Here is a 23,971-nt window from a genome sequence, read left to right on the forward strand (position 1 = left end):
TCACTCCCCCAGGCGGGCCACCAGGTCGTGAACGGTGAGGATGCCCTGGATGACGCCGTCGTGGGCCACCATCACCGCGCCGGCGGAGCGCAGCACCGGGTACACCGACGCTGCGGTGGCGTGCACGGAGACCTGCGGCAGTGCGGCGTCGGCGTGGGTGAGCACCTCGTCCTCGGGACGGGCGGTGCCGTGCAGGACCCGCTCGGCGAGCCCAGCGGAAGATACGGAGCCCAACACTTCGCCAACGCGCAGATCATCGCGCATCTGGGAGACCACGGGTATCGCGTCGATCCCGTAGCGGTTCATAGTGGAGAGCGCCTCGGCCACGGTGGTGGTCTTGACTGCGGAGACCACCGAGGGCAGGGAATCCGGCAACCAAGTACCCTTCTCGGCCACGATGTCGCCGATGCGCAGCCCGGCCACGGAATCCAACAGGTGGGCGCTCGAGGTTCCCGCATCGGCACCCTGGGGCTGGGTGCGCGGGTCGGCCGCCCCTCCATCGCGGTAGGCGGAGCCGAGGGTGTCGGGCACCGGTGTCTCGGCGTGCTCGACGGTGAACCCCTGGGTGTCCATCCAGGAATCTGAGAAGATCTTGCCCAAGTAGCCGCGGCCGGAATCCGGGAGAATGATCACCATGATGTCGTCGGGCCCGAGGTCCTGAGCCGCGCGCAGACCGGCGACGACCGCCATCCCGGAGGAGCCGCCCACGAGCAGCCCTTCTTCAGCGGCCAGGCGGCGGGTCATCGCGAAGGATTCCGCATCGTTCACCGCGTGGATCTCGTCAGGGACGGCCGGATCGTAGTTGCCCGGCCACATGTCCTCGCCCACACCCTCCACGAAATAGGGGCGGCCCTCTCCCCCGGAGTAGATGGACCCATCGGGGTCGGCCACCACCACACGCACCGGCCCGGATTCTCGGTCGGCGGAAACCTCTTTGAGGTAGCGTCCGGTGCCGGTCACGGTGCCGCCGGTGCCCGCGCCGACCACCAGGTGGGTGATGGCTCCATCGGTGTCGTTCCAGATTTCCGGTCCGGTGGACTCGTAGTGCGACTGCGGTGCGGCCGGGTTGAAGAACTGGTTGGGCTGGTAGGCGCCGTCAATGTCGGCTTCGAGCCGGTTGGCCACCCCGTAGTAGGAGTCCGGGGAGTCCGGGGCCACCGAGGTTTTGGTCACGACGACTTCGGCACCGTAGGCCTTGAGCACGTCGCGCTTTTCTTGCCCCACCTTGTCGGGGGTGATGAACACGGAGCGGTAACCCTTCTGCTGAGCTACCATGGCGAGTCCCACGCCGGTGTTGCCGGAGGTCGGCTCGACGACGGTGCCGCCGGGGGCCAGCTTGCCCTCGGCTTCGGCCTCCTCAATCATCTTCAGCGCGATCCGGTCTTTGATGGATCCGCCCGGGTTGAGATACTCCAGCTTGACCAGCACGGTGGGGGCCACATCGCGGGCCACGGAGTTCAGTTTCACCAGCGGGGTGCTGCCGATGAGATCCAGGACGTTCTCGGCGTAGTTCATGGTGTCCACGGTACCGGCAGGGACGGGGGAAACAGGAATACCATGGTGCTGATCTGCTCATGAATCGCAACAATCATCCTCCAGCGAACATCGCCCGCACGCACCGCACGCTCGTCCCCGCCGCACCGCTCGATGTGGCTCGCACGTTGCGTCCCCTGCAGCGCGGCACCGGCGATCCCGCGTTCCGCCTCACCGAGCAGGGTCTCTGGATGGGGCTGCGCCACGGTGGCGTGCCCGTGAGCGTGCACCTCCGTTCCCGGACTCGGCTGGATGCTGAGGTGGAACTCGAGGCGTACAGTCCGGACCCCAGCACGGCGGAGGCACTGCTGGACAGGGCCGAGATTCTCCTCGGTGTCGACGCGCAAGCCCTGGCCGCCTGGGCAGAATTTGATAAGCGGCTACAGCGAGAGAAACACTGGCGCATGTTGCTCCCCGAATGGGTACCTGAGGCACGACGACGGCGTCCGGGGCTGCGCTTTCCGGCCACCGGCGCCCTGGTGTCGCAGCTCTTCGCGGTGGTACTGGAACAGAAGGTCACCCACGATCAGGCCCGCGCCGGCTGGCGCTGGCTGCTGCGCGCCGCAGGCGAACCCGCCCCGGGGCCGGTACCCGAAGGACTCCGGGTGCCACCGGATCCCGAACAGGTCCGACTGATCCCCTCCTGGCGTTGGCACCAGGGCTGGGTGCAGCCGGCGATGTCGCGCACCATGCTCCAGGTGGCTCAACGGGCGTCCGCCCTGGAACGCCTCGCAGTAACAGAACCGGTGGACCGCTTGGCGTTAACGATCACCGCCGTCCCCGGGATCGGCCCGTGGACGGCGGCGGAGACTCTGCAGCGCACACACGGTGCGGCAGATGTGGTCTCGGTGGGTGATTATCACCTCGCCCATCAGGTGGGTGAGGCGTTGACGGGGCGACGCACCGATGACACCGGAATGCTCGAGTTGCTCGAGCCCTTCCGCGGTCATCGTCACCGGGTCGTGCGCCTGCTGCTCTCCGGCGGAATGCGGTTTCAGCGGTTCGGCCCGAGGCTGGCGCCCACGGATTTTCGCGACCGCTGATCAGTTCTGCTGGTCGGCGCCTTCCGGAGCACCGGACTCGTCGGCGTTCTGCTGGGCGGCAATCTGTTCGCGGACCTGGTCCATGTCCAGCTCCTTGACCTTGCTGACCAGCTCTTCGAGCTGCTGAGCGTTGATCGCGCCGGGCTGGGCGTACACCAGCACCTTCTCGCGGAACGCCATCAGCGTCGGGATGGAGGTGATGTTCGCTGCGGCGGCCAGGCCACGCTCCGCCTCGGTGTCGACCTTGGCGAACACGACGTCCTCATGCTCCTGGGACACCTGGTCGTAGACGGGAGCGAACTGCTTGCACGGCCCGCACCAATCTGCCCAGAAGTCGACCAAAACAATGTCGTTGTCGGTGACGGTGGTCTCGAACTCTGCTTCAGTGATATCAACTGTTGCCATGTGTTCAGCCTAACGAAGCAGAGCGCGCAACGATACCGGGAATCAACGCTGGCAGCGAACACGCACGAGACCAAAGCAGATCACTCGGAGGTGCCGGACTCTTCCTGCGGTGCGCTCACCACGAGGTCGTGGTCCACGTGTTCGGCGCTGAGCCGGGCGGCGGCCACCACTGCGCGGTGGAACTGCCCCGGCGTCGGCAGGTTCATCATCGCTGCCGAAAGTGCACCAGAATAATCGGTGAGCAGCCGCCCCGAGGGGGTCTGGGCCCGAACGAAAGTCCCGCGCGACACTTGAGGTTCCAGCACACCCAGGGCCACCAGAGATTGCACCGCTTCACGCACCGCGCTGCGCCCCACCTGCAGGGTCTCCCTCAGTTCCGGTTCAGTGGGAATTCGCGAGCCGACGGGCCAGGAACCGCTGACAACTTGGCTGCGTAGGTAGCGCAGCATTTCCTCCGAGCGCGACCGGGTGGGTCCGTGTACTGCGGAGTGTGTTGAACCGGCCCGGCGTTCTCGTCTCACAAGCTCAACTCCATGTCAGCCTCTCGGCGGAATTCACGGATATGGTGCCGTACGCGAGTGCGGAGATACAGCAAAGGCTCCGAGCTGGTGCTCGGAGCCTTCCCCGGTGTTCACTACCGTATTCCGTGGCAGATGAGGGATTCGAACCCCCGTAGGCAATGCCAGCTGATTTACAGTCAGCCCCCTTTGGCCGCTCGGGTAATCTGCCGCGGCCGTCTCTGAACAAGCAGAAGACGAACGAGATAAAAGGTTACCCGATCCGGTCCTCTTTTTCGAATCGTCGACGAGACTCATGGAAAGTCCCCGCGTAGCAAGGGGCCGTGCCTCATAAAAAAGTCCCCGGCAAATCCTCCGGGTCCAGGTATCGGCAACGATGGGGTATGCCCGATAAGGATGTCTCGTTGGCGACCAGAGTCGAGATCACGAAGAAATACGCCAAAGCGTATGAAGCAGCCAGCAAAAAGGACAAATCACGGATCCTCGATAAGGTCGTGGAAATCACTGGCTGGAACCGAGACCACGCCCGTCAACAACTACGCCGGCGTCTTCGCCAACCACCAGGACGAGCCACCGCTACCGTTGCGGTCATCGATCGACGGAAGAACCCGGGGTAGTAAGTATTCCTATGACTGCCTGAAAATCTTGCAACGCGTGTGGGCTGTTGCTGGCGGTATCTGCGGCAAATACCTCGCAGCGTCGATGGTTGATTGGTTAGACGCTATGGAAGCCACCGGTGATCTCGTCTATGGCCAGGACCGATACAGCCAGCACGTCCGTGATGAACTGCTCACTATTTCAGCCGCGACCATTGACCGGCATCTGAAACCTCTGCGGGATCAAGACCCGATTCGAGGTAAATCCGCCACGAAGCCCGGGGCACTGTTACGAAACTCGATCAGTGTGCGTAAAGCCGGTGACGAGATCGAAGCTGAACCAGGATTCTTCGAAGTCGATACCGTCGCTCATTGCGGCCCCACCCTGAAGGGCGAGTTCGCTCGCACGGTGAATTTCACTGACATGTACACCGGGTGGGTGTTCACCACCGCGATCAAGAACAATTCCCAGACCCACATCGTCTCTGCTTTCGAGAAGTTCCTCGAAGCAGTCCCGTTCATGGTCACCGGAATCGATTCCGATAACGGTAGCGAGTTCATCAACCATGAAGTGCTGGGATGGAGCGCTCAGAAGAAGATTTTCTATACCCGTTCACGGCCTTATCAGAAGAATGATCAAGCCACGATTGAGTCGAAGAACAACCATCTCGTGCGCCGGTACGGGTTCTACTACCGGTACGACACCCCTCATCAACGTGAGCTGTTGAATCAGTTATGGCCATTGGTGTGTGACCGGCTGAATTACTACACCCCCACGAAGAAACCCATCGGCTACACCACTGATGCGGTTGGCCGCCGGAAACGGGTCTACGACAAGCCCTTATCGCCGTATCACCGACTCCTAGCCGCGGGCGTGCTTAGCCCGGCCCAAGAAGCCGAGCTCGCCGCGTATAAAGCCTCACTAAACGTCGTTGAGATCGCTCGTAAGATCACCTCGATCCAGCAACGCTTGATCGAGAACGCGAAAGAACCCACCCGGCGGCTAGAACGCGAACTGGAATATGCGGCCGCTGCGGCCATGCCAGACGCGGAATGGATCAAGATCGATCAACGCCGAGCTCGCAGCGCCTAACCACTACACCGTTTCGCGGGGACTTTTCCATGAGGCACGAGGGATTTCCCGGGGACTTGACGATGAGGCACCACGATCGACCCGGCCCAGGGGTGATCAGCGTCGCTCCGTCATGTCGCAGCCGGGGCGGGTGCCGGTAGGCTGAGTCTGAAATATTCGCGGTACAACCGTGCCGTCACCATTCGACCCAGGAGGATCTGTGGCCAGCGATTCAACATTCGACGTCGTCAGCAAGGTGGACTCGCAGGAAGTCTCCAACGCGCTGAATCAGGCACAGAAGGAGATCGCACAGCGTTACGACTTCAAGGGTGTCGGCGCCGAAGTCGATTTCTCCGGCGAGAAGATTCTGATGAAGGCCAACTCAGAAGAGCGCGTCAAGGCGGTCCTCGACGTCTTCCAGTCCAAACTGGTCAAGCGCAATATTTCGCTGAAGTCCCTCGACGCCGGTGAGCCCTTCGCCTCGGGCAAGGAGTACAGGATCGAGGCCGCCATCAAGGAAGGCATCGACCAGCCGACGGCCAAGAAGATCTCCAAGCTCATCCGCGATGAGGCCCCGAAATCCGTCAAAGCCACCATCCAGGGCGACGAGCTGCGCGTTTCGTCCAAGTCACGCGATGACCTGCAGGAGACGATCTCCCTGCTGAAGGATTTCGAAGACGCCGCACTGCAGTTCATCAACTTCCGCTGACCTACTGCCCCACCTGACGAGAAGGGACACCTCGTGCTCTACCTGCTGGATGCCGATGGCACCGTCTACCAGAATTCGATGTCGGTGGGCCGCGCCCTCGTGCGGCGCAAAATTGAGCGGAAATCGCTGGATACCCTGAAGTGGAAGCCCGCACCAGAAACCGTGACCATGGAGCGCGTGCTCCGCGCGGCGCTGCGGTTCGGCATTCCCACCGGGCGCGGGCTCATCGTGGCCGCTGGCTACGTTCGCACCTTAGAGGCCCCTGACCTGCTGGACGACGGCCGCAGCCAGCAACGGGATCTCACCGAACAGCTGGCCGTACTGCCCGATCCCACCCCGCAGTTCGGCGCCGCCCGGACGGACGCCTACCAGGCGCGCCTGACGAAGCTCTCCGAGCAGCGCAAAGCTGCCGAGGCCAAGATGACGGCATCGCTCGAGCGTGCTCAGTCGCAGCGCGATGATCTCCTGCAAGCACCCATCAAAGATGATCTCGCTGAGCACTGGGCATCCGTTGTCAAGAACCTTTCGCGGCAGGCTTCCTAGCCTCCCGTACGAGACGTCAGTCGACCCCCAAACCCATCGATGGGCTTGGGGGTCGAATCGTTTCTGTCAGTTCAGCTGAGTTGGTGAGAATTACTCCAGCTGGCCCCGCGACCGGGCCATCTGTTCCAAACGGCCGATACGGTCAGCCATCGGCGGGTGCGTGGAAAACCATGCCTGAGGCTTCATGCGGAAGGGGTTGGCGATCATCATGTGCGCGGTGTTGACCAGTTTCTGGTTGTCCTGCGGAAGCGGGGCAGCCTGAACGCCGTGCTCCAGCTTGTACAGTGCCGACGCCAGTGCCAACGGGTCTCCGGTCAGTGCTGCGCCGTCCTGGTCAGCATCGTACTCGCGTGAGCGGGAGATCGCTGTCTGCACGAGGGCTGCGGCCAGTGGCGCCAGCAAGGACATACCAATCAGAGCGATGATGGCCAGCGGCCCGCCGTTGCGATCGCGTCCGCCACCGCCGAAGAACAGCAAGAACTGTGCGACTGACGTGATCACCCCGGCTACCGCTGCGGCCACCGAGGAGGTGAGGATATCGCGGTTGTAGACGTGCATCAGCTCATGACCGAGCACACCACGCAACTCACGGGCATTCAAGATGCGCAGAATCCCCTCCGTGCAACACACCGCCGCGTTCTGCGGATTGCGGCCGGTGGCAAAAGCGTTCGGGGATTCCGTCGGTGAAACGTAGAGCCGCGGCATCGGCTGACCGGCCTTGTCCGAGAGCTCACGGACGATGCGGTACATCTCGGGCTGCTCTTGCTCGGTCACTGGGTAGGCCTGCATCGCGCGAATCGCGATCTTGTCGGAGTTCCAGTAGCTCACCGCGGTCGAAACCACACCGATACCAGCGAAGACGAAAATAAACGCCGGAGTGTTCGTCGAGTACGCAATCACACCGCCGATCGCCAACAGCAGGGCGAACATCACGCCGAAGAGCAGCACCGTCTTAAATCGGTTGTTGTGTGTGTGCATCCGCTTCACTCCTTGGACACGACCGGGGAGGCAATTCTCAACGCCTTTGCTTCAAAATTCTACCCAGTAAATCTGTCAAGCAACTGGGTGCCGGGAGTCATAGCGCAAGAACCCGGGCGCGACGGCGACGGCGATACTCACACCAATGACGCAGAGAATCCCGCCGGAGATCATGGTGATGGATTCACCGACACCACCGGCGACGGCCCCGGTGAGCATCTCCCCGATGCGAGGGCCACCGGCCACCACCACGATGAAGACGCCCTGCAGTCGGCCGCGCAGGTGATCCGGGGTGGCGGTCTGCAGGATGGTGTTGCGGAAGATCCCGGACACCGAATCTGCGGCACCAGCAATCACGAGCATCAGCGCGGCCACCCACAAGAACAGTGCGCTCGGCGCTCCCAGCTCTGCCTGGCGTACACCCAGCCAGACCACCACGCCAAACCCAGCAATCGCCAGTCCCCACACCACGATGGACCAGTACACCGCCCGGCCTTGAGCGGTGATGCGGGTGAAGGTCCCGGAGAAGAGTCCGGCGATGAAGGCTCCCCCGGCGATGCCGGCGAGCAGCATGCCGGTGGCTGCTTCGGCTCCGTCGCCGGCCCCGGAGGTCGACCCGGTGACCTGGACGCCGATCAGCAGCGCGCCGACGGCAGGCAATACAGCGCGCGGGAAGGCGGTGGCCATGGCGATGATGTCCACGATGAACGTCATGCGTAGGTTCTTGCGGGTCCCCAGGAACCGGAACCCCTCCCACACCGAGCTCAGGCCCACCATCCGCGAGCGCCTCTCTCCAGCTCGGGCTGGGTCCTGCTCGGGCGGCATCGAGGGCAGTTTCCACACCGCATACAGGGTGAACAGGAACGTGACGGCGTCGATGCTGTAGGTCCAGGCATAACCAATGGAGGCCACCAGTACGCCCGCCGCGAGCGGTCCGGCCATCATGGCCACCGAGAAGGTGAGCATGTTCAGCGCGTTGGCTGCAGGCAACAGGGTGGGCCCGACCAGAGCCGGAATGATGGCGCCTCGGGTGGGCTGGTTGATGCCGGAGGCTCCGGAATGCAATGCGATGAGTCCGTACAGCATCCAGATGTTGTCGATCTGCATCCAGGCGTGCGCGCAGATCGCCACCGTCGTCAGCCAGAGCACGAACGATGAGGCCAGTGCCACTTTGCGTCGATCCAGGTGATCGGCCACCGCACCGCCGTAGAGCCCGGCAATGACCAGCGGCACCAGGGCGAACGCGCCCAGCAGCCCGACATAAGCAGAGGAGCCCGTGAGGGCGAAGATCTCCAGCGAGACCGCGACCAGCGTCAGTTGGGTGCCCACCGCCGAGAGCGAATTGCCCACCCAGAGCCGCCGGTAGTCGCGGCTGACTTTCAGCGGGGTGATATCGGCGAGGAAGCGGGGCACCGCTTCAGCCTAGCTCAGGTGGGGTCAGCCGAGATTGCGGGAAATCTCCACCATCTCGGCCCGCTCCACGACCTTCACACGCTCGCGCTGGACCGGCCCGGCCTCGCTGCGCTCCTGGCCCAGGGACTGCTCGTGGGCATCCAGGGCCAGCCAACCCTCCCACGTCGTGTATTCCACACCGCGGTCTTCCAACAGCTGCAGGATGGAGGCTTCAGACGGCTCAGCGGCAGTGAACAGGTGCTCGGCGTCAGCCAGCAGATGGGTGATGGTCTCCAACGCGTCGGACTTGGTGTGTCCGATCAGCCCCACCGGGCCGCGCTTGATCCATCCGGAGGTGTAGATTCCGGGCACCGGAGTACCGGCGTCGTCGAGCACCCGACCCTCCTCGTTCTTGATCACGCCGCGGGTCTCGTCGAACTCCACCCCGGCCACGGGCGAGCCGAAGTAGCCCACCGCCCGGTACACGGCCTGAACCGGGTAGTCGAGGATCTCGCCGGTGCCGGTGACGTTTCCGGTGCCGTCGAGTTGCATGCGCTCCATACGGATCCCGGTGACGGCACCAGACTCCCCCACGATTTCCACGGGCTGCTGCAGGAAGTGCAGGTGCAGTCGACGCGAAGCGGCCTGGGCTGGGTCGCGCTCTTCCTGCTCCATCAGCCAGTTGGTCAGGGTGCCCAGCATGGTCTTGATCTGGTTGTTCGTCTCGGCGGCCTGCTCGGAGGCCTCGTCGAACTCGAAGTCCTCCGGGTAGAGCACAATGTCAACGTCGCGGGAATGCGCCAGCTCGCGCAGCTCCAGCGGGGTGAACTTCACTTGGGCGGGGCCGCGGCGGCCAAAGATGTGCACATCGGTGACGGCGGAGTCGCGCAGCCCGGCGTACACGTTGTCCGGGATTTCGGTGACGAGCATGTCCTCGGCGTGCTTGGAGAGCACCCGGGCCACGTCCAGGGCCACGTTGCCGTTGCCGATGACGGCAACTTCGCGGGCGGTCAGCGGCCATTCACGGCTGACATCCGGATGACCGTCGTACCAGTTGACGAAGTCGGCGGCACCGTAGGATCCGTCCAGGTCCACCCCGGGTACGTCGAGTTCGGCGTCGCGAATGGCGCCGGTGGAGAAGACGACGGCGTCGTAGTGGCGGCGCAGATCTTCCAGACTCACGTCGCGACCAAAGTCGACGTCGCCGAGGAACCGGATGTCACCGCGGTCCATCACCTTGTGCAGGGCTTTAACGATGCCCTTGATGCGCGGGTGGTCGGGGGCCACCCCGTAGCGGATGAGCCCGTAAGGGGCCGGATAGCGGTCGAACAGGTCGATCGACACCTCGAAGGGTTTCTCGGCTTTGGTGAGCAGATCGGCGGTGTAGACACCGGCAGGGCCGGCGCCGACGATGGCGATGCGCAGCGGGCGCGAGGGAGTCGATGCGGTTTCGGTCACGGTCCATCCTTATATGCAGTGAGGTTCGCCTCCACTGTACCCGGCACGGCACCCGTCTCCCCGCCATCGTGCCACCAGCGAAAATCCTGGTTGACCGATGTGATGCATCTCATATAAAGTCTGTGGTCAGACCACTGTGGTCGGACCACATCAACAGCAGGAGGCCCATCGTGGACACCTTCACCGCCCTCACCGATGCTGTGGGCAACAGCGTCGGTCTCTCCGCCCTGGTCGGCGCACTGCCGCTGATCACGTTCTTCGTCATGCTGCTGGTAGTCAAGGCCCGCGCCCACATCTGTGGTGCCGTGGCCTTGCTGGTAGCTCTGCTGGTCGCCATTGTCGGATTCCAGATGCCTTGGGACCTGGCAGTCCTCTCGGCCACTCAGGGCGCAGTCTTCGGGCTCTTCCCCATTGTGTGGATCGTGGTGCTGGCGCTGTGGTTCTACCAGGTCACGGTGCTGAGCGGCCGCTTTGAAGACATGCGCACCCTGTTCGACACCATCGGCGGCGGCGACCTGCGCATCCAGGCGATTCTGATTGCGTTCTGCTTCGGCGGTCTGTTGGAGGCCCTGGCAGGATTCGGCGCCCCGGTGGCCATCACCGCCACCATGATTCTGGCCCTCGGGCTGAAGCCGCTGAAGACTGCGACTGTTGTGCTGATTGCCAACACCGCACCCGTCGCGTTCGGCGCCGTCGGTATTCCGATCACCACGGCCGGGGTACTCACCGACCTGGACCCGAACACCATCGGCGCCGTGGTCGGTCACCAGGCCCCGCTGTTGGCCGTGATGGTGCCGTTCTTCCTGTTGTTGATCATCGACGGACGTCGGGGTCTGCGCGAGGCCTGGCCGGCAGCCCTGGTGATCGGGGCCTGCTTCTCGCTGGCTCAGTGGTGGAGCGCCACCTTCTTCTCCTACGAGCTCACCGACGTCGTCGCCGCCCTGGCCGGTCTGGCCGGTGCTGTGATCCTGCTGCGTTTCTGGAACCCGCGCGGTACCGAAGAAGTCCGTCAGCGTCTGGGCGTCGAGGCACCCGCCCCGGCCGAGACCCTCACTGCGGTGCGCGTGTGGATGGCGGTGCTGCCCTACGTCATCGTCGTCGCGGTGTTTGGCATCGCCAAGCTATGGACCGCCGGAGTGAACGTACCCGCGGCCCTGGCTGGCACCGATCTCAAGCTGCCCTGGCCCGGACTGGATGGGCGCCTGGTGGACGCCGCCGGGGACCCGATTTCCGGCACGGTGTACAACTTCCAGTGGTTGTCCAGCCCTGGCACCCTGTTGCTGATCGCCGGGCTGATCACCGCCGTCGTGTATGCGATCTTCCACGGCAACGGCGCCTTCCGTCTCACCCTGGGCAACGCCGTGGCCGAGATCGGACGCACCATGTGGAAGATGCGCTTCGCCGCGATGACCATCGTGTCGGTGCTGGCCCTGGCCTACGTCATGAACTTCTCCGGCCAGACCATCGCCATGGGCACCTGGGTGGCCGGGCTCGGAGCGGCCTTCGCCTTCTTCTCCCCGGTGCTGGGCTGGATCGGCACCGCCGTCACCGGTTCGGACACCTCCGCCAACGCCCTCTTCGCGAACCTGCAGAAGACCGCAGCGCTGGAGGCCAGCCTCGACCCGCATCTGCTGACCGCGGCGAACACCTCCGGCGGCGTCGTCGGCAAGATGATCTCTCCGCAGTCCCTGGCCATTGCCGCCACAGCCGTGAACATGGACGGCAAAGAGTCCCACATCTTCCGGGCCGTCATCTGGTGGTCAGTGGGGCTCTTGCTGCTGCTGTGCACTGTGGTGTTCCTGCAGTCCAACGTGCTCGCCTGGATGCTGCCGCTCTAAGGCACGACGGCGGCGGGTATGATGAATCGGTCATTCTGAACTCAGGAGTACATCGTGCCCGCTGCCTCACGCGCCTACACCATCGTTCTCGATTGGCTGGAGCAACGGCTTCGCTCCGGTGAGATCGCGGTGGGCGACAAGCTGCCCAGCGAACGCGACCTGGCCGAGGAATTCGGCATTTCCCGGGCCTCGGTGCGCGAGGGAGTGCGGATCCTGGATGCCATGGGGCTGGTGCGCTCGGCCACCGGTTCGGGTCCGCGCGCCGGCGCGGTGGTCATCTCCGAACCGTCCACCGCCCTGGCCTGGGCGCTGCGGATGCACATCGCCACCCAGTCGCTGCCGGTGTGGGATATCGCCCAGACCCGGTTGCTGCTGGAAACCCAATCCGCCCGGGATGCGGCCGCCGCACCGGAGTCGGAGCAGCGTCAGGAGGTCCTGGATCGGGCTGCGGCGTTGCTCGACGTCATGGATGATCCGGACCTGCCCTCGTTCCGCTTCCACGAGCTGGACACGGAGTTCCACACGGTGCTGACCTCGCTGGCGGGCAACGTGGTGGTGGAGACCATCATGGACTCGCTGCGCCAGGCCACGATCGGCTACGTGCAGGAAACCGTGGCCGGGCTCTCCGACTGGCCCGCGGTGCGCTCCGAGTTGCAGGTCCAGCACCGGGCGATCCTGCAGACCTTCCGTGACCGCGACGGCGAGGCAGCGGCCGCCGCGTTGCACCACCACATCACCTGGTTCTACCGTCTGAGCGCGCCCGACAGGGACTCTGCCGACCACTAGACTGGTGGCATGGCCTCATCGCGTTCTGTTTCGTCCCGCCGTTCCTCCGACCCCATGGATGTGTTCACCCCCGCGTACCGCCGGCTGGTCCCGGAATTGCTGGGCATCGAATGGAGTGCTCAGGAAGGCATGAGCGCCCAGGAGTTCGGCGCACGCTGCGCGCAGAGCCCGGCGGCCCAGCACTTCACCGAGACCGATCTGCAGATCCCGGTGGCGCTGAGTCGGTTCTATCTGGCCGTGGGCGGTTGCGAAGAGGTGTTGGAAACCGACCACTTTTTCTTCGCGCCCGAGGAGTTCGACGTGCGCGACGGGCATCTGATGTTCCTTGAAGACGCCGAGGAGTCCACCGTGTGGGGCATCCCAGTGGACCAGCTGAGCCTGCCGGACCCGCTCGTCGCACAGCGCAGCTCCGGGGCCGACGCCGAGACGGGCGCGTGGCGTCCGCTGGAAGGCACAGTGTCAGAGTTCATCACCGACTTGTTCGCCTGGATGCTCGAGACCGCCGAGTCTGAGTCCGGCAATGAGCGCGACGACGAAGATGGGCGCTCATGAGCGGGGCACGGGCATTCCCCTCGCACGCCCCGGAGCATTACGTGTGCCCGTTCTGCGGGCTGGTGAACGGTGATGTCACCGACCCGGGGAATCGCTGCGCATTAGAAGACCTCGTCTATCAGGATGACGAGCTGATCGTGTTCATGGCGGTCGACGGGTTCGGTCCGCACGAGGGTCACGCCATGATCAGTCCCGCCGCCCACATCGAAACCCTCTACGAGATGCCGGATCGGGTGATGCAACGCATCGGCCTGATGGCCCGTCAGGTGGCGATCGCGATGAAGGACGCCTGGTCGCCGGAGGGCATCAGCACCCGCCAGCACAACGAGCCGGCCGGGAATCAGCACGTGTGGCACTACCACCTGCATGTGTTCCCGCGGTACGCCGATGACATGCTCTACCGGCAGCTGCGCCACCCGGTGGATCCGGAAGTGCGCGCGGTCAAGGCGCAAGAACTGGCGGCGGCACTCGACGCCGCTCCGACGCTGATCTGAACCCAGCAGCTCAGCCGTTGCGGTGCACCACGTAGTCGGCGAACTGGGCCAGGGCCTCGGTCACCGGAGTGGGCTCCAGCGGCTCCAGCGCCTGCTTGGCCCGGGCGGCCCAGGCGCGGGTGAGCGACCAGGCTTCGTCGATCACCGGGTGGGACTTCACCGCCTGCACGGCGGCATCCAACTGTTCATCCGTCTCCAGCGGGCCGTCCACCAGCTCGAGCGCGGCCACGGCGTCGTCGTCGCCATTCTGGGCGGACTGACGCAGCAACAACACGGGCAGGGTGGCCACCCGTTCACGGAGATCGGTGCCCGGGATCTTCCCAGAATTGGCCTGTTCCGCGGTGAGGTCGATGATGTCGTCGGCCAGCTGGAACGCCATGCCCACGTAGTCGCCGTACGCTTTCATGATCTCGATGGTGGTCTTATCGGAGCCGCCGTGCAGCGCACCAAGACCAGCAGAGGCGGAGATCAGCGACGCCGTCTTGCCGTTGATCACCTTCAGGTAGTGCGCCAGCGGGTCCTCATCGTCCTGCGGGCCCACGGTCTCCCAGAGTTGCCCCATCACCAGAGCCTCGAAGGTTTCGGCGTGGACTTTGATGGAGTCGTAGCCCATCTCGGACATGCCCAGCGAGGCCCGGGCGAAGATCAAATCGCCGGCCAGGATCGCCACCAGGTTCGACCACTGGCGGTGAGCGGTGGGGGCGCCGCGGCGCAGTTCGGCCTCGTCCATCACGTCGTCGTGGTAGAGGGTGGCCAGGTGGGTCAGTTCCATCACGGTGGCCACGCGGCGCACCTGTGGGGAAATCTGCACGGTGGTGCCCGCAGCCACGTTCGGGTCGGCCAGCAGGGAGGCGAGCACGGTGAGCAGCGGACGCACGCGCTTGCCGCCGGCGTCGAGCAGGTGCCGGGAGACGTCGTCTGCCAGCCGATCGGCGTTAGTCAGGGCAGCGGCCAGCTCATCCTCGATCACGCTCAGGGAGTCGACGAGGGCGCTGACCAGCTGCTCATGCTCTTCCAAGGCGTCGAACCCGGGAGGCAGGCTGAGGGTCGCGGCCAGGCCTGCTGCGTCGTCGGTTGCGGAACTCACCTGCACCACACTAGCGAACTTGGACCGCTGATGCGCCCTGATTGATCTGGGTGTCCTGCGTGGAAGCGGCCGGCACCATGGACTCGATGATGCGCACGGCCCGGTCCACGGCCGAAGCGCCGTCGGGATCCACCACGTTCGACATGATCTGCACGACGACACGCAAGAGGGCCGGAACGCTCATCCCGGTGGCCAGCGCGGCGCGCAGCACCTGCGGGTGGCCGATGAGCCGGGCGAACACCGTGCCCAGGGCGAAATGGGAGCCCCACTCCTCGCGGGTCAGTCGCGGGTAGCGGGAGAGCTGGGCCTCCCGACCCGACACGGTGGGCGAAGCCAGGGCAGTCACCGTGAGGTCAGCGGCATGACGCGCGGCTTCCATGGCAAAGGAAATACCCTCGCCGTTGAACGGGGACACCATGCCTGCAGCATCGCCGACCAAGAGCATGCCGGGCACGTACTGCGGGGTGCGGTTGAAGCCCATGGGCAGCGCCGCCGAGAGGATCTTGGAGCCGCGGGTCTCCTCCGAAATGCCCCAGGACTCGGAGAGCGCGCCGGTCCAGTCCTTGAGCACGGTCCGATAGTTCAGGGTGCCGAACTGGGGCGAGGTGTCGAGGATGCCCAGCCCGACGTTCACGGTGCCATCGCCCACCGGGAACAGCCAGCCGTAGCCAGGCAGCGGGTTGCCGTCGGCGTCGGGCAGTTGCAACCAGGACTCGATCCAGTCGTCGTCGTGGCGCGGGGAGTCGTAGTAGGCGCGCACGGCCACACCCATGGGACGGTCGTCGCGCTTCTCCAGACCCAGGGAGACAGCAGTCCGCGTGGAGTTGCCATCACAGGCCAGCACGACGTCGGCGTAGAAGTCCTGGAATTTCCCGGTTTTGCGCCCGGTCTCGGAGAGCAGTTCGGCACGCAGTCCGATCACCGTACCTGCGGGCGATGTCAGCGCCTCGGTCACCGAATGGCGCTGCAGCAACCGGGCCCCGGCGGCGACGGCGTGCTCGGCGAGCAGATGGTCGAAATCGTGGCGGGTGCGCACCAGGGAGTAGTTCGGCCAGGTGGCCGTCTCCGGCCAGGGCACCTCCACCGCACGTCCGTGAGCCACCAGCCGCAGCCCGCGCATGTGCCGCCAGCCCTCGGACTCTGGGTGGTCCAACCCCATCAGATCCATCTCACGGACCGCCTGCGGAGTGAGCCCATCTCCGCAGACCTTCTCCCGCGGGAAAGCCGTCTTCTCCAACACGATCACGTCCACCCCGGCCTGGGCCAGATGCCAGGCAGCGGTCGCACCGGCGGGGCCTCCCCCGGCAATGAGTACCTGAGCTCGATGGTCGCTACGGGCAGGGGCGGCCGGGGGAATGCTCTGGGTGGGAACCATACCGGCTAGTCTAGGTGAGTCATGACTGAACTCGTGTGTGTTGTCCGGGCGGTGAACCCCGCGTCGGTGCCGATACCTGTCCTGCTCGATATTGGCCCGACCTCGATGTGGTGGCGTCATGGTGCCGGACTGCTGGGCTGGGGCGAGGCCGCCGTCACCACTACCCGCGGCCCCTCCCGCTTCGCCGATGCCCGCGACTGGTGGGAAGACATGGCCGGGCGCGCCCGAGTCTTCGGCGACACCGTGCCGGGCCGGCACGTGCCGGTGGCCTTCGCTTCGTTTACCTTCGATGCCCGCTCCCGCGCCGAATCGGTGATCACGGTGCCCGAGATTCTCATCATCAACCGCCCGGAGGGCACCTGGCTGGTGTGGCAGCGCCCCATGGAACACACCGATGAGCTGTCTGTACGCAAAGCCGCCTCCGTCACCACCGAAGAGATGATGGATCGGGCCCGCGAGTTCTGGGACCCTGTGGGCACCGCCGTGCACTTCAAACGCAAAGAGATCGCCGACTTCCCCTGGCCGCGCACCTCGGTTCCCGTCCATGAGCTGCAAGCTATCCCCAGCGCGGCCATGGGTGAGCACGACTACGTCGAATCAGTGGCAGAGGCGCTATCCGCCCTGCAGCGCGGCCCGGTACGCAAAATCGTGATGGCTCGTGACGAGGTGGTCTACCTGTCCGAGGGCATCGATGTGCCCCGCACCCTCACCCGACTCACCCGCGACTACGAGCACTGCTGGACCTACCTGGTGCATGGCCTGGTCGGGGCCACCCCGGAGTTGCTCATCGCCCGCAAGGAGGGCCACGCCGAGGCCCGCGTGCTGGCCGGTACCGCCGATCGGAATGTGGTGGATGCCGAGCGGCAGTTTCCCAGCACCGACGCGGACGAGGCCTATGTGGCCGAGCAGCTGGTGAATCATCCGAAGCAGCGCCAAGAACACCGTTACGCCATCGATTCCCTCGTTGAACGGTTACAGCCCTACACCCGTTCCCTGCACGCCCAGGACACCCCGTTCGTGCTACGGCTGCCCAATGTCTGGCATCTGGCCACGGATGTGTCAGCAGAATTGAACGACGACGACGGCGCCCCCGTCTCGGTGGTGACCCTGGCCGAAGCGGTGCACCCGACCGCTGCGGTGGGCGGTACGCCGCGAGACCAGGCAGTCGACGAAATCCACCGCCTCGAAAACGAGAAGCACGGCATGGACCGTGGCCGCTACGCCGGGCCGGTGGGTTGGGTGGATGCCCGCGGCGACGGCGAATTCGGGATCGCCTTACGCGGGGGCCAGCTGGAATCGCCCCACACCATCCGCCTCTACGCGGGCTGCGGTATCGTCGCCGGTTCCGACCCGGAGGCGGAGCTGGCCGAGACCAAAGCGAAGATGCGCCCGATGCTCTCCGCTTTGGCGGAGCTACCCGAGTCCGAATAGCCGACCCCGCGCAAGGCGGCCGAGCTAGACCTCGACCCGGCCCTCGCCGAGCTGGTCGACGAGCTTCAGCCCGCGCTTGGCCCAGTCGATCTCGTGCTGGGCCTGATCCCGTTTTCCCTCGTAGGCGAAGAGCTTGAAGGCCAGGATCCGCTCGTGATCGTCCGCGGAGTAGTGCTCCAGCCGACGGGCAATGGTGGGCTGCTCCCGGCTGGAGATCGCCTCCAACTGCTGCTCCGCATGCGCCCGTTCGGTTTCAAAGTGTTGGATGTGGGCCCTCAGCTGCGCTGCGACCGCCGCGGAATCCGCCCACTCAAAGTACGCGGCTTTTAGTCGGGCCGGATCCCGGTCCGGAGTGTAGGGCTGCACCGTGGCCTGCCAGTCGCGCACCGCTTCCCGCCCCTGGTCCGTGATCAGATACTGGGTCTTGGTTGCGCCCTTGGATCCCCACGGCACCGATTCGGCATCCAGCAGCCCTTCCTTGTGCATGCGGCGCAGCTCGGGATAGATCTGCGAGTCAGCGGCGTGCCACACATTGCCCACCGACGACGAAAACTGTCGGGACAGGTCATAGCCGGTCATCGGCTGGGTGGTCAGCAACGCCAGCAGCGCCATCCGCAGACTCATAGTGATTGATCCTTGTTCTGTGTTGGTACTGGTTGCCCCACATCGGGCCAGCCCACCCGCAATGGGTGAGCTGGATCACCTAAAAGTAGCACGAACGCGCCGAGCCACCGCCGCACGCACTTCCGGGCGCGCCTCGCGATTGGAGACGACTTCCAACACCCGGCGGCCTTGGGTGGGTCCGCCCAGCGCGGCGACGACGTCGTATTCCGAATTCAGCCGCCGATATGCCACCCCGTGAGCCGCACACAGCGCACCCAGATCAGCGTGGTGCGGGGTGCCGAAGAATCGCTCCACCGTGCCCGCCATGCCGGGTCGTCGCGCCACGTCGCCGTGCTCGAGCCCGGCGAAAATCGCACCACCCTGATCATTGATCACCACGATGTCGAGGTCCGGTTCCTCTTCCTCCGGCCCCAGCCACAATCCGTTGGTGTCGTAGAGGAAGGTCAGGTCTCCGCAGAGCAGCGTGGTGCGGGTCCCGGTGCCCAGCGCGATCCCGGAGGCGGTGGACACCGTGCCGTCGATCCCCGCCAGCCCGCGGTGAGCGTACACGGTGGAGGTGGCCGTGATTCCGGGCCGCCACGCCAGGTCGACGTCGCGGATCACCGAGGAGGAACCCAGCACGAGATTGCCCTGGGTGGTGGAGGCCAGCAGCTGGGCGACCCGCATCGCCCCGGGACGGCCCACCTCGTCCTGGCGCTCGTTCAGGGCCTGCTCCAGCGCGGCCTGGGCACGCATCGAGGCGGCCTGCCAGGCGGCCAGCCAGCCCGGCGCGCCCTGTCCGGCGCGGCGGGCGAGCTCACCCAAGGTGTCCACCAGCTCCTCGCGGCGGCGTCCGCGCTCGAACCAGCCCACTGGGCGCGGGTGGTACAGCACGGTGGACACGTCGTCGCGGCGCATCAGGGCGGAGAGCTGCCGAGACAGGGTGGGCCGACCGAACATCACCACCTGCTGGATGTGCTCGCCCAGCGGGTGGGCCTGCTCCCCCAGCCCGCCGCCGGGGCCGAGCAGCAGGGGGTACGCCGCGAGCGCGTTGCGGCCGAAGCGAGCGTTCGAGCTGGGCTCGGCCATCAGGGGGAGTCCCAGAGCGGAGGCGAACTCGGAAGCCAGGGGTCCGGCGTCGTGCCCGGCCACCACCACAGTGCGACGCTCGGGCAGCTCGGTGACGTAGAGGTTCAGCTCCTCCCCCAGGCTCTGCGCGGCGGGGACGACCGGGGTGGGCCCGGTGGCGGCCGCTGCCGTGGGGCGCAGGTCGTCGGGCTGGGGCACCAGCGGTTCCCGGAAGCGCAGGTTCAGGTGGATGGGGCCGGGGGCGGAGTCGACGGTCCCAGCTCCGTAGCGCATGGCGTCGAGCACCTGGGCGTGCAGCTCCCCGGCGGTGTTCCCATCCCCGGTGAGGGTGACGACGCGGCGGGTGTGCACCCCGAACAGCGAGCGCTGATCGGTGGTCTGGTTCGCCCCAGTGCCCTGCAGCTCGTCGGGGCGGTCGGCGGTGATCGCCACCAATCGCACGTCGGCGTGGGCGGCTTCCATCATCGCCGGCAGCAGGTTACCCGCGGCAGTGCCGGAGGTGGTGAGCACGGCGGCGGGTCGCCCGGTGGACAGGGCGATGCCGAGCGCGGTGAACGCGGCGGAGCGCTCGTCGACGCGCACGTGCAACCGCATCTGCATACCCGTGCCCTCGAGCTCGTCGCCGGCCACCTCGGCCAGCGCGTATACCAGGGGCGCGGAGCGGGAACCAGGGGCCACCACCACCTCGCGCACCCCGGCCTGGCGGAGCGCGGAAACCGTGGTGCGGGCGGTGAGCAGCGAGTCCATGCCCTCCATCTTAGAGGCGAACCAGCCCGGTCTCTGGCCGGTGTCCTCCAGCCAGCACCGCGTGCGATGCGGTGAGACGCTCCCGCCACCACCGCTGAGTCTCCTCCGGCAGGCGCAGCCTCTCCAGTGCGTCGGCGTCGGGTTCCGGCGCTGGCTGCACCGCGATCCCGCCCCCACGCGGGATCCATGGTTCAACAACGACGTCTTCCGCGAATAGGGCAGCCGTGCCCAACCCGCAGGCGAAGGACAGCTCCGGCAGCGCCGCTGCCAGCGCCACTCCCCCGGCCAGCCCCACGGAAGAATCCAGCGCGGAGGACACCACCGCGTCCAGTCCGGCTGCCTTCACGATGCCCAGGGCCCGGCGTACCCCGCCCAGCGGTTGCACCTTCACCACCGCTACCTCCGCTGCGCCGGCGCGGGCCACGGCCAGTGGGTCGGTTTCCTTGCGGATCGCCTCGTCGGCAGCCAGAAGGGTGTCGATCCCCCGGGCGGCCAGTGCTTCGCGCAACCGCGCCAGCCCATCGATACCCGGTACCGGTTGCTCGGCGTACTCCAACTCGGTGATCTCGGCGATCCGGCTCAGCGCCTCCAGCGCGGTGTCATGGTCCCAGCCGGCGTTGGCGTCGATGCGCAGTCCAGCTTCCGGTAGCGCGTCGCGCACCGCGGACACCCGGTCCAGGTCGTTACTGAGCTGCTGTCCAGATTCGGCGACCTTGATCTTCACCGCGCCCACGCCCTGGCCATAGCGGGCGAGCACCGCGGGCACGTCGCGGGCGGGCACAGCGGGCACGGTGGCATTCACCGGGATCCAGTCGCGTACGGGGGCAGGCCAACCCTGCCATCCGGCCTCCACGGCGGCGGCGAGCCAGCGTGAGGACTCGACGGCGTCGTATTCGGGGAAGGGCGAGAATTCCGCCCAACCGTGCGGGCCGCGCAGCAGCATGACCTGACGCAGCGTGGTGCCCCGGAACCGCGTGTTCATCGGCAGTCCGACCACGACCGCCTGGGCCAGCAGTTCCTCGAGCGGCGGCGGGGCGGGCAGTTCGGGCACAGCAGAATCGACCATGGTGCCGAGTCTAGTGAGTCAGCGGCAGCGTCACGCCTCAGCGATCGCGCTCTTGCGCGCCGTCAGTCGCGCCGCCGCACGGGCGTCGGAGTATCCCGAGCGCCAAATGAAGACTCCGACAACCAGGATCGTGGTCAGATAGATCACGGACCACCACGGGAATCCAGGAATTTCGGGAGCCTGTCCCGCACCTGTCACGTCTTCAATGGGTGTGGGGGTGACGCGTTCGCCAGTCACCAGGATTCGGTGAGTGTTAATACCTAACGGCGTGCAGGTGATCAGGGTCACCAGGTCCCGTCCGGCCACGGGGCGCAGGGTATCGGTGTCGTCCGGTTGAACGACCTTCGTCTCACGGACTTCGTAAGTCAGTACCTCTCCGAAGACTTCCATGGTGAAGCGATCCCCGACCTCGACCTGGTCGAGGTTCGTGAACATCTCAGCATTGGCCAGTCCTCGATGAGCAGTGATCACCGAATGCGTGTCGGCTCCGCCAATGGGCAAGTGCGACCCTTCAAGATGTCCGGCACCCCGGTTCAGGATCTCGTCTGAGGTGCCGTGGTAGATCGGTAGGTCAACCTCGATGGCGGGGATCTTCACCCGCGCCATCAATCCTTGATCATTGGCGGAGAGGATGTTCTCGTAGTCGAGGCTCTCGTCCCGCAGGGTGCCGTCGCCGACGGCGATATTGGCGTTGGCTTCTAGATTCACCCCGGCCTGGAGTGCTTCGTTATACCGATGTGCCATTGCCAGCTGTTCGGAGGCGCTGGGGTGCACGTTCTCGATCTGATCGGAATAATCCACGATCAGCTTGGACTGATTGTACGAGGTGATCCAGCTGGCGGTGCTCGGATAGAGAAGGACGCCGGCGCCGACCAACGCGATCACCGCGATGATGATCGTCAGTTTGTTGGGCCGCCAGGCGCGGAGCTCAGCTGCTGGCGCCTTGCCATGTCTCGGTCGTGATGGCGTGTCGACGGTCATCCGGCTTCCTTCTTCCTCAAACGTGCAGAGAAGGTGGTGGCGGTTCGTGGAACCGCCACCACCTTCATCAGTCACCGGACACGCCGGCGAGCGGGGTCGGACTTACTGCTGTGCAGTGGCCTGACGGCGCTTCATCATCACCAGTCCAGCGGCGATGAGCAGCAGGGCGATACCGCCGATGATCATCAAAATCTGACCGGCCGCACCCGTCAGTGGCAGCTCGGGGACGTCCTGCTGAACGTTCTCCACGGTGATGTCCTGCTCCGCGGTGACGCCGATCTGAACGTTCACGGCACGCAGTGCAGCAGCGCCTTCAGGAGTGACGAACCCGGCCGGAGCCTGAATCTCCTTGACGATGTACCAGCGAGACTGAGCGTTGATCGGAGCGTTCTCGCTATCGCTGACGAACAGACCTGGGATAGTCACGATGCCATCCACCGAGGTGAACACCGAGCTGCCGCCCACGGTGAGCGGCGTAGCGCCGGCAATGGCGGCTTCCAGATCGGTCGGCTGCGTGTAGGCATCGTCGATCGCGTAGACCTCGAACTCAGCACCGTCGAGGGTTGCCGAGGTATCGCTGGAATCGATCTTGCGGATCTTGATGTCGCCCCAGTTGGTGCGCACCTCATCCGAGGTGATGCCGTTGTCCTCGTTCGGGTCATTGACGAAGACGGTTGCCTCGTTGGTGATCACACCGTTGGCGATGCTCTCAACGGTGCCCTGGAAGGTGGTCACGATCTGCTCGCCACCGTTGGCGCGCAGCCATGCCTGGGTGTCGGCGGAGCCCACATTGAACACCACGCGCAGGGTTTGGCCGTTGGCCACCACATCGTAGTGACCGCTCGGCACGTCGGTGCCGTTCACCTGAACCGATGCGACCTCGAGGTTGCCGAGGCGGTTGTCCAGGGTGTCCTGGATGACGAAGCTGGTGAAGTCCAGCCCCGGCTCCAGGCCGGGCAGGTTGGTCGTCACGGGGAAGCTGACAACGCTGCCGAGGCCAAGGCCTTCCTGGGCTTCGATGGTCTTGGAAACATCCGTCAGACCGTTCTTCGGATACACGTGCACGTCGTAGAGCCAGCCGTCACCGTGCGGGAATGGGATAGTCACGATGAAGGGCAGTGCAGTCTGGATCACGTTCGCCGGAGCGTCGGTCTCGACGACGACGTAGGCGCCAATGCTGTCGATGTTGATGGAGGCTTCGCCATCGGCGTTGGTGGCACCGGAAACGCCAGCGACATCGCCAATCGTCCAGCCAGCGGGAGCGCCGTTCAGCGTGGAACCGTCAGCGCTGACCGACAGACCGCTCAGGTCATCCCAGTTGCCAGGAACCGTGAGATCGACGAGGTTGCCGTCGCCGTCCACGATTTCGTAGGCAGTGAAAGTCACGCCTGCAACGCCGTCACTGGGGATCGACTCGGAGCCGTCGGGCGATGCGACGGCGCCGGTGGAGGTCTGGGTCTCGTGCTTGTGGATGTGAATGACACCGCTGGCGTTTTCATTGATGTTGCCGAAGGACGGCGCCGCGTTCGCGGCGGAGCCGACCCCGATCAAGCCGACCATGGCCAGCAGGATCGCGGTCACTGCCGCGATGGTGCCGCGCCGAAGGCGTGAGAGTGAGTGGGTCATGTGTTTTTCTCTTTCATATGCAGTGCCAGTCGAGCTGGCGGAAACAAAC

Annotated in this window: 23 protein-coding genes and 1 tRNA gene; 10 read left to right on the top strand and 14 right to left on the bottom strand. The window is 65.4% G+C overall.

Translation table 11 applies throughout. The annotated features are described in order from the left end of the window. The gene (locus tag P8192_RS11065) at positions 1-1,515 is read right to left on the bottom strand and encodes a cystathionine beta-synthase (RefSeq protein WP_278157062.1); all 1,515 of its coding nucleotides are present in this window, start codon (positions 1,513-1,515) and stop codon (positions 1-3) included. Positions 1,516-1,574: 59 nt separating this feature from the next. Here P8192_RS11065 and P8192_RS11070 point away from each other — a divergent pair, with 59 nt between their 5' ends. Further along, positions 1,575-2,576, top strand: coding sequence for a DNA-3-methyladenine glycosylase family protein (locus P8192_RS11070; protein WP_278157064.1), 1,002 nt, complete (start codon positions 1,575-1,577; stop codon positions 2,574-2,576). On the opposite strand, the gene trxA is transcribed toward P8192_RS11070, so the two are convergent. From trxA to P8192_RS11085, 3 genes are all read right to left on the bottom strand, one after another. Further along, positions 2,577-2,981 carry a thioredoxin gene (gene trxA, locus P8192_RS11075; protein WP_278157066.1) on the bottom strand — a complete coding sequence of 135 codons (405 nt, stop codon included), beginning with the start codon at positions 2,979-2,981 and terminating at the stop codon, positions 2,577-2,579. 80 nt (positions 2,982-3,061) lie between these two features. Next, positions 3,062-3,502 (bottom strand): FadR/GntR family transcriptional regulator, encoded by a 441-nt coding sequence (locus P8192_RS11080; RefSeq protein ID WP_278157067.1) that lies wholly within the window; start codon positions 3,500-3,502, stop codon positions 3,062-3,064. Positions 3,503-3,628: 126 nt separating this feature from the next. Further along, a tRNA-Tyr gene (locus P8192_RS11085) sits at positions 3,629-3,710 on the bottom strand. A gap of 172 nt (positions 3,711-3,882) precedes the next feature. Here P8192_RS11085 and P8192_RS11090 point away from each other — a divergent pair. The 4 genes from P8192_RS11090 to P8192_RS11105 all read left to right on the top strand — a co-directional run bounded on the left by P8192_RS11090 (position 3,883) and on the right by P8192_RS11105 (position 6,419). Beyond that, a complete protein-coding gene (locus P8192_RS11090) occupies positions 3,883-4,116 on the top strand; it encodes a hypothetical protein (protein WP_278157069.1) in 234 nt (77 codons plus the stop codon). An 85-nt stretch (positions 4,117-4,201) separates the two neighbouring features. Then, positions 4,202-5,188 carry a DDE-type integrase/transposase/recombinase gene (locus P8192_RS11095; RefSeq protein WP_278157072.1) on the top strand — a complete coding sequence of 329 codons (987 nt, stop codon included), beginning with the start codon at positions 4,202-4,204 and terminating at the stop codon, positions 5,186-5,188. Between the two features lie 199 nt (positions 5,189-5,387). Continuing rightward, positions 5,388-5,876, top strand: a complete 489-nt coding sequence (locus P8192_RS11100) for a YajQ family cyclic di-GMP-binding protein (protein WP_270107405.1) — start codon at positions 5,388-5,390, stop codon at positions 5,874-5,876. A 33-nt stretch (positions 5,877-5,909) separates the two neighbouring features. Continuing rightward, positions 5,910-6,419: a hypothetical protein gene (locus tag P8192_RS11105; protein WP_278157089.1), complete on the top strand. Its 510-nt coding sequence runs from the start codon at positions 5,910-5,912 to the stop codon at positions 6,417-6,419. A gap of 90 nt (positions 6,420-6,509) precedes the next feature. On the opposite strand, the gene htpX is transcribed toward P8192_RS11105, so the two are convergent. The 3 genes from htpX to P8192_RS11120 form a co-directional block, all read right to left on the bottom strand. Further along, entirely contained in the window at positions 6,510-7,397 is an 888-nt protein-coding gene (htpX, locus tag P8192_RS11110) for a zinc metalloprotease HtpX (RefSeq protein WP_278157091.1), read from the bottom strand. Between the two features lie 75 nt (positions 7,398-7,472). Next, entirely contained in the window at positions 7,473-8,810 is a 1,338-nt protein-coding gene (locus P8192_RS11115) for an MFS transporter (RefSeq protein ID WP_278157093.1), read from the bottom strand. Positions 8,811-8,834: 24 nt separating this feature from the next. Further along, positions 8,835-10,247 (bottom strand): FAD-dependent oxidoreductase, encoded by a 1,413-nt coding sequence (locus P8192_RS11120; RefSeq protein ID WP_278157095.1) that lies wholly within the window; start codon positions 10,245-10,247, stop codon positions 8,835-8,837. A 170-nt stretch (positions 10,248-10,417) separates the two neighbouring features. Between P8192_RS11120 and P8192_RS11125 the strand changes: the two genes are divergently transcribed. The 4 genes from P8192_RS11125 to P8192_RS11140 are packed head-to-tail and all read left to right on the top strand — an operon-like array spanning position 10,418 to position 13,917. Further along, on the top strand, positions 10,418-12,085 hold the full coding sequence (locus tag P8192_RS11125; RefSeq protein WP_278157104.1) for an L-lactate permease: 1,668 nt from the start codon (positions 10,418-10,420) through the stop codon (positions 12,083-12,085). 54 nt (positions 12,086-12,139) lie between these two features. After that, a complete protein-coding gene (locus P8192_RS11130) occupies positions 12,140-12,871 on the top strand; it encodes a FadR/GntR family transcriptional regulator (RefSeq protein ID WP_278157106.1) in 732 nt (243 codons plus the stop codon). A 9-nt stretch (positions 12,872-12,880) separates the two neighbouring features. Further along, entirely contained in the window at positions 12,881-13,423 is a 543-nt protein-coding gene (locus tag P8192_RS11135) for a hypothetical protein (RefSeq protein ID WP_278157108.1), read from the top strand. Further along, positions 13,420-13,917, top strand: coding sequence for an HIT family protein (locus tag P8192_RS11140; RefSeq protein WP_278157111.1), 498 nt, complete (start codon positions 13,420-13,422; stop codon positions 13,915-13,917). The genes P8192_RS11135 and P8192_RS11140 overlap by 4 nt, the downstream gene beginning before the upstream one ends. Positions 13,918-13,927: 10 nt before the next feature. On the opposite strand, the gene P8192_RS11145 is transcribed toward P8192_RS11140, so the two are convergent. Then, positions 13,928-15,004: a polyprenyl synthetase family protein gene (locus P8192_RS11145; RefSeq protein WP_278157112.1), complete on the bottom strand. Its 1,077-nt coding sequence runs from the start codon at positions 15,002-15,004 to the stop codon at positions 13,928-13,930. Positions 15,005-15,014: 10 nt separating this feature from the next. Further along, positions 15,015-16,379, bottom strand: a complete 1,365-nt coding sequence (locus tag P8192_RS11150) for an NAD(P)/FAD-dependent oxidoreductase (RefSeq protein ID WP_278157115.1) — start codon at positions 16,377-16,379, stop codon at positions 15,015-15,017. A 21-nt stretch (positions 16,380-16,400) separates the two neighbouring features. Here P8192_RS11150 and P8192_RS11155 point away from each other — a divergent pair, with 21 nt between their 5' ends. Beyond that, positions 16,401-17,810: an isochorismate synthase gene (locus P8192_RS11155; protein ID WP_278157117.1), complete on the top strand. Its 1,410-nt coding sequence runs from the start codon at positions 16,401-16,403 to the stop codon at positions 17,808-17,810. A 24-nt stretch (positions 17,811-17,834) separates the two neighbouring features. Here the strand turns inward: P8192_RS11155 and P8192_RS11160 are convergent, their stop codons facing one another. The 5 genes from P8192_RS11160 to P8192_RS11180 form a co-directional block, all read right to left on the bottom strand. Continuing rightward, complete coding sequence (locus P8192_RS11160; RefSeq protein ID WP_270107393.1) at positions 17,835-18,434, bottom strand: PadR family transcriptional regulator; 600 nt, start codon at positions 18,432-18,434, stop codon at positions 17,835-17,837. A 75-nt stretch (positions 18,435-18,509) separates the two neighbouring features. Next, entirely contained in the window at positions 18,510-20,249 is a 1,740-nt protein-coding gene (gene menD / locus P8192_RS11165; RefSeq protein ID WP_278157120.1) for a 2-succinyl-5-enolpyruvyl-6-hydroxy-3-cyclohexene-1-carboxylic-acid synthase, read from the bottom strand. A 10-nt stretch (positions 20,250-20,259) separates the two neighbouring features. Next, positions 20,260-21,315, bottom strand: a complete 1,056-nt coding sequence (locus P8192_RS11170) for an o-succinylbenzoate synthase (RefSeq protein WP_278157122.1) — start codon at positions 21,313-21,315, stop codon at positions 20,260-20,262. Between the two features lie 30 nt (positions 21,316-21,345). Further along, entirely contained in the window at positions 21,346-22,296 is a 951-nt protein-coding gene (locus tag P8192_RS11175; RefSeq protein ID WP_278157124.1) for a class C sortase, read from the bottom strand. A 102-nt stretch (positions 22,297-22,398) separates the two neighbouring features. Beyond that, positions 22,399-23,922, bottom strand: a complete 1,524-nt coding sequence (locus P8192_RS11180) for a SpaH/EbpB family LPXTG-anchored major pilin (RefSeq protein WP_278157126.1) — start codon at positions 23,920-23,922, stop codon at positions 22,399-22,401. Positions 23,923-23,971 lie beyond the last annotated feature (49 nt).

Source organism: Citricoccus muralis, assembly GCF_029637705.1.
GTDB lineage: Bacteria > Actinomycetota > Actinomycetes > Actinomycetales > Micrococcaceae > CmP2.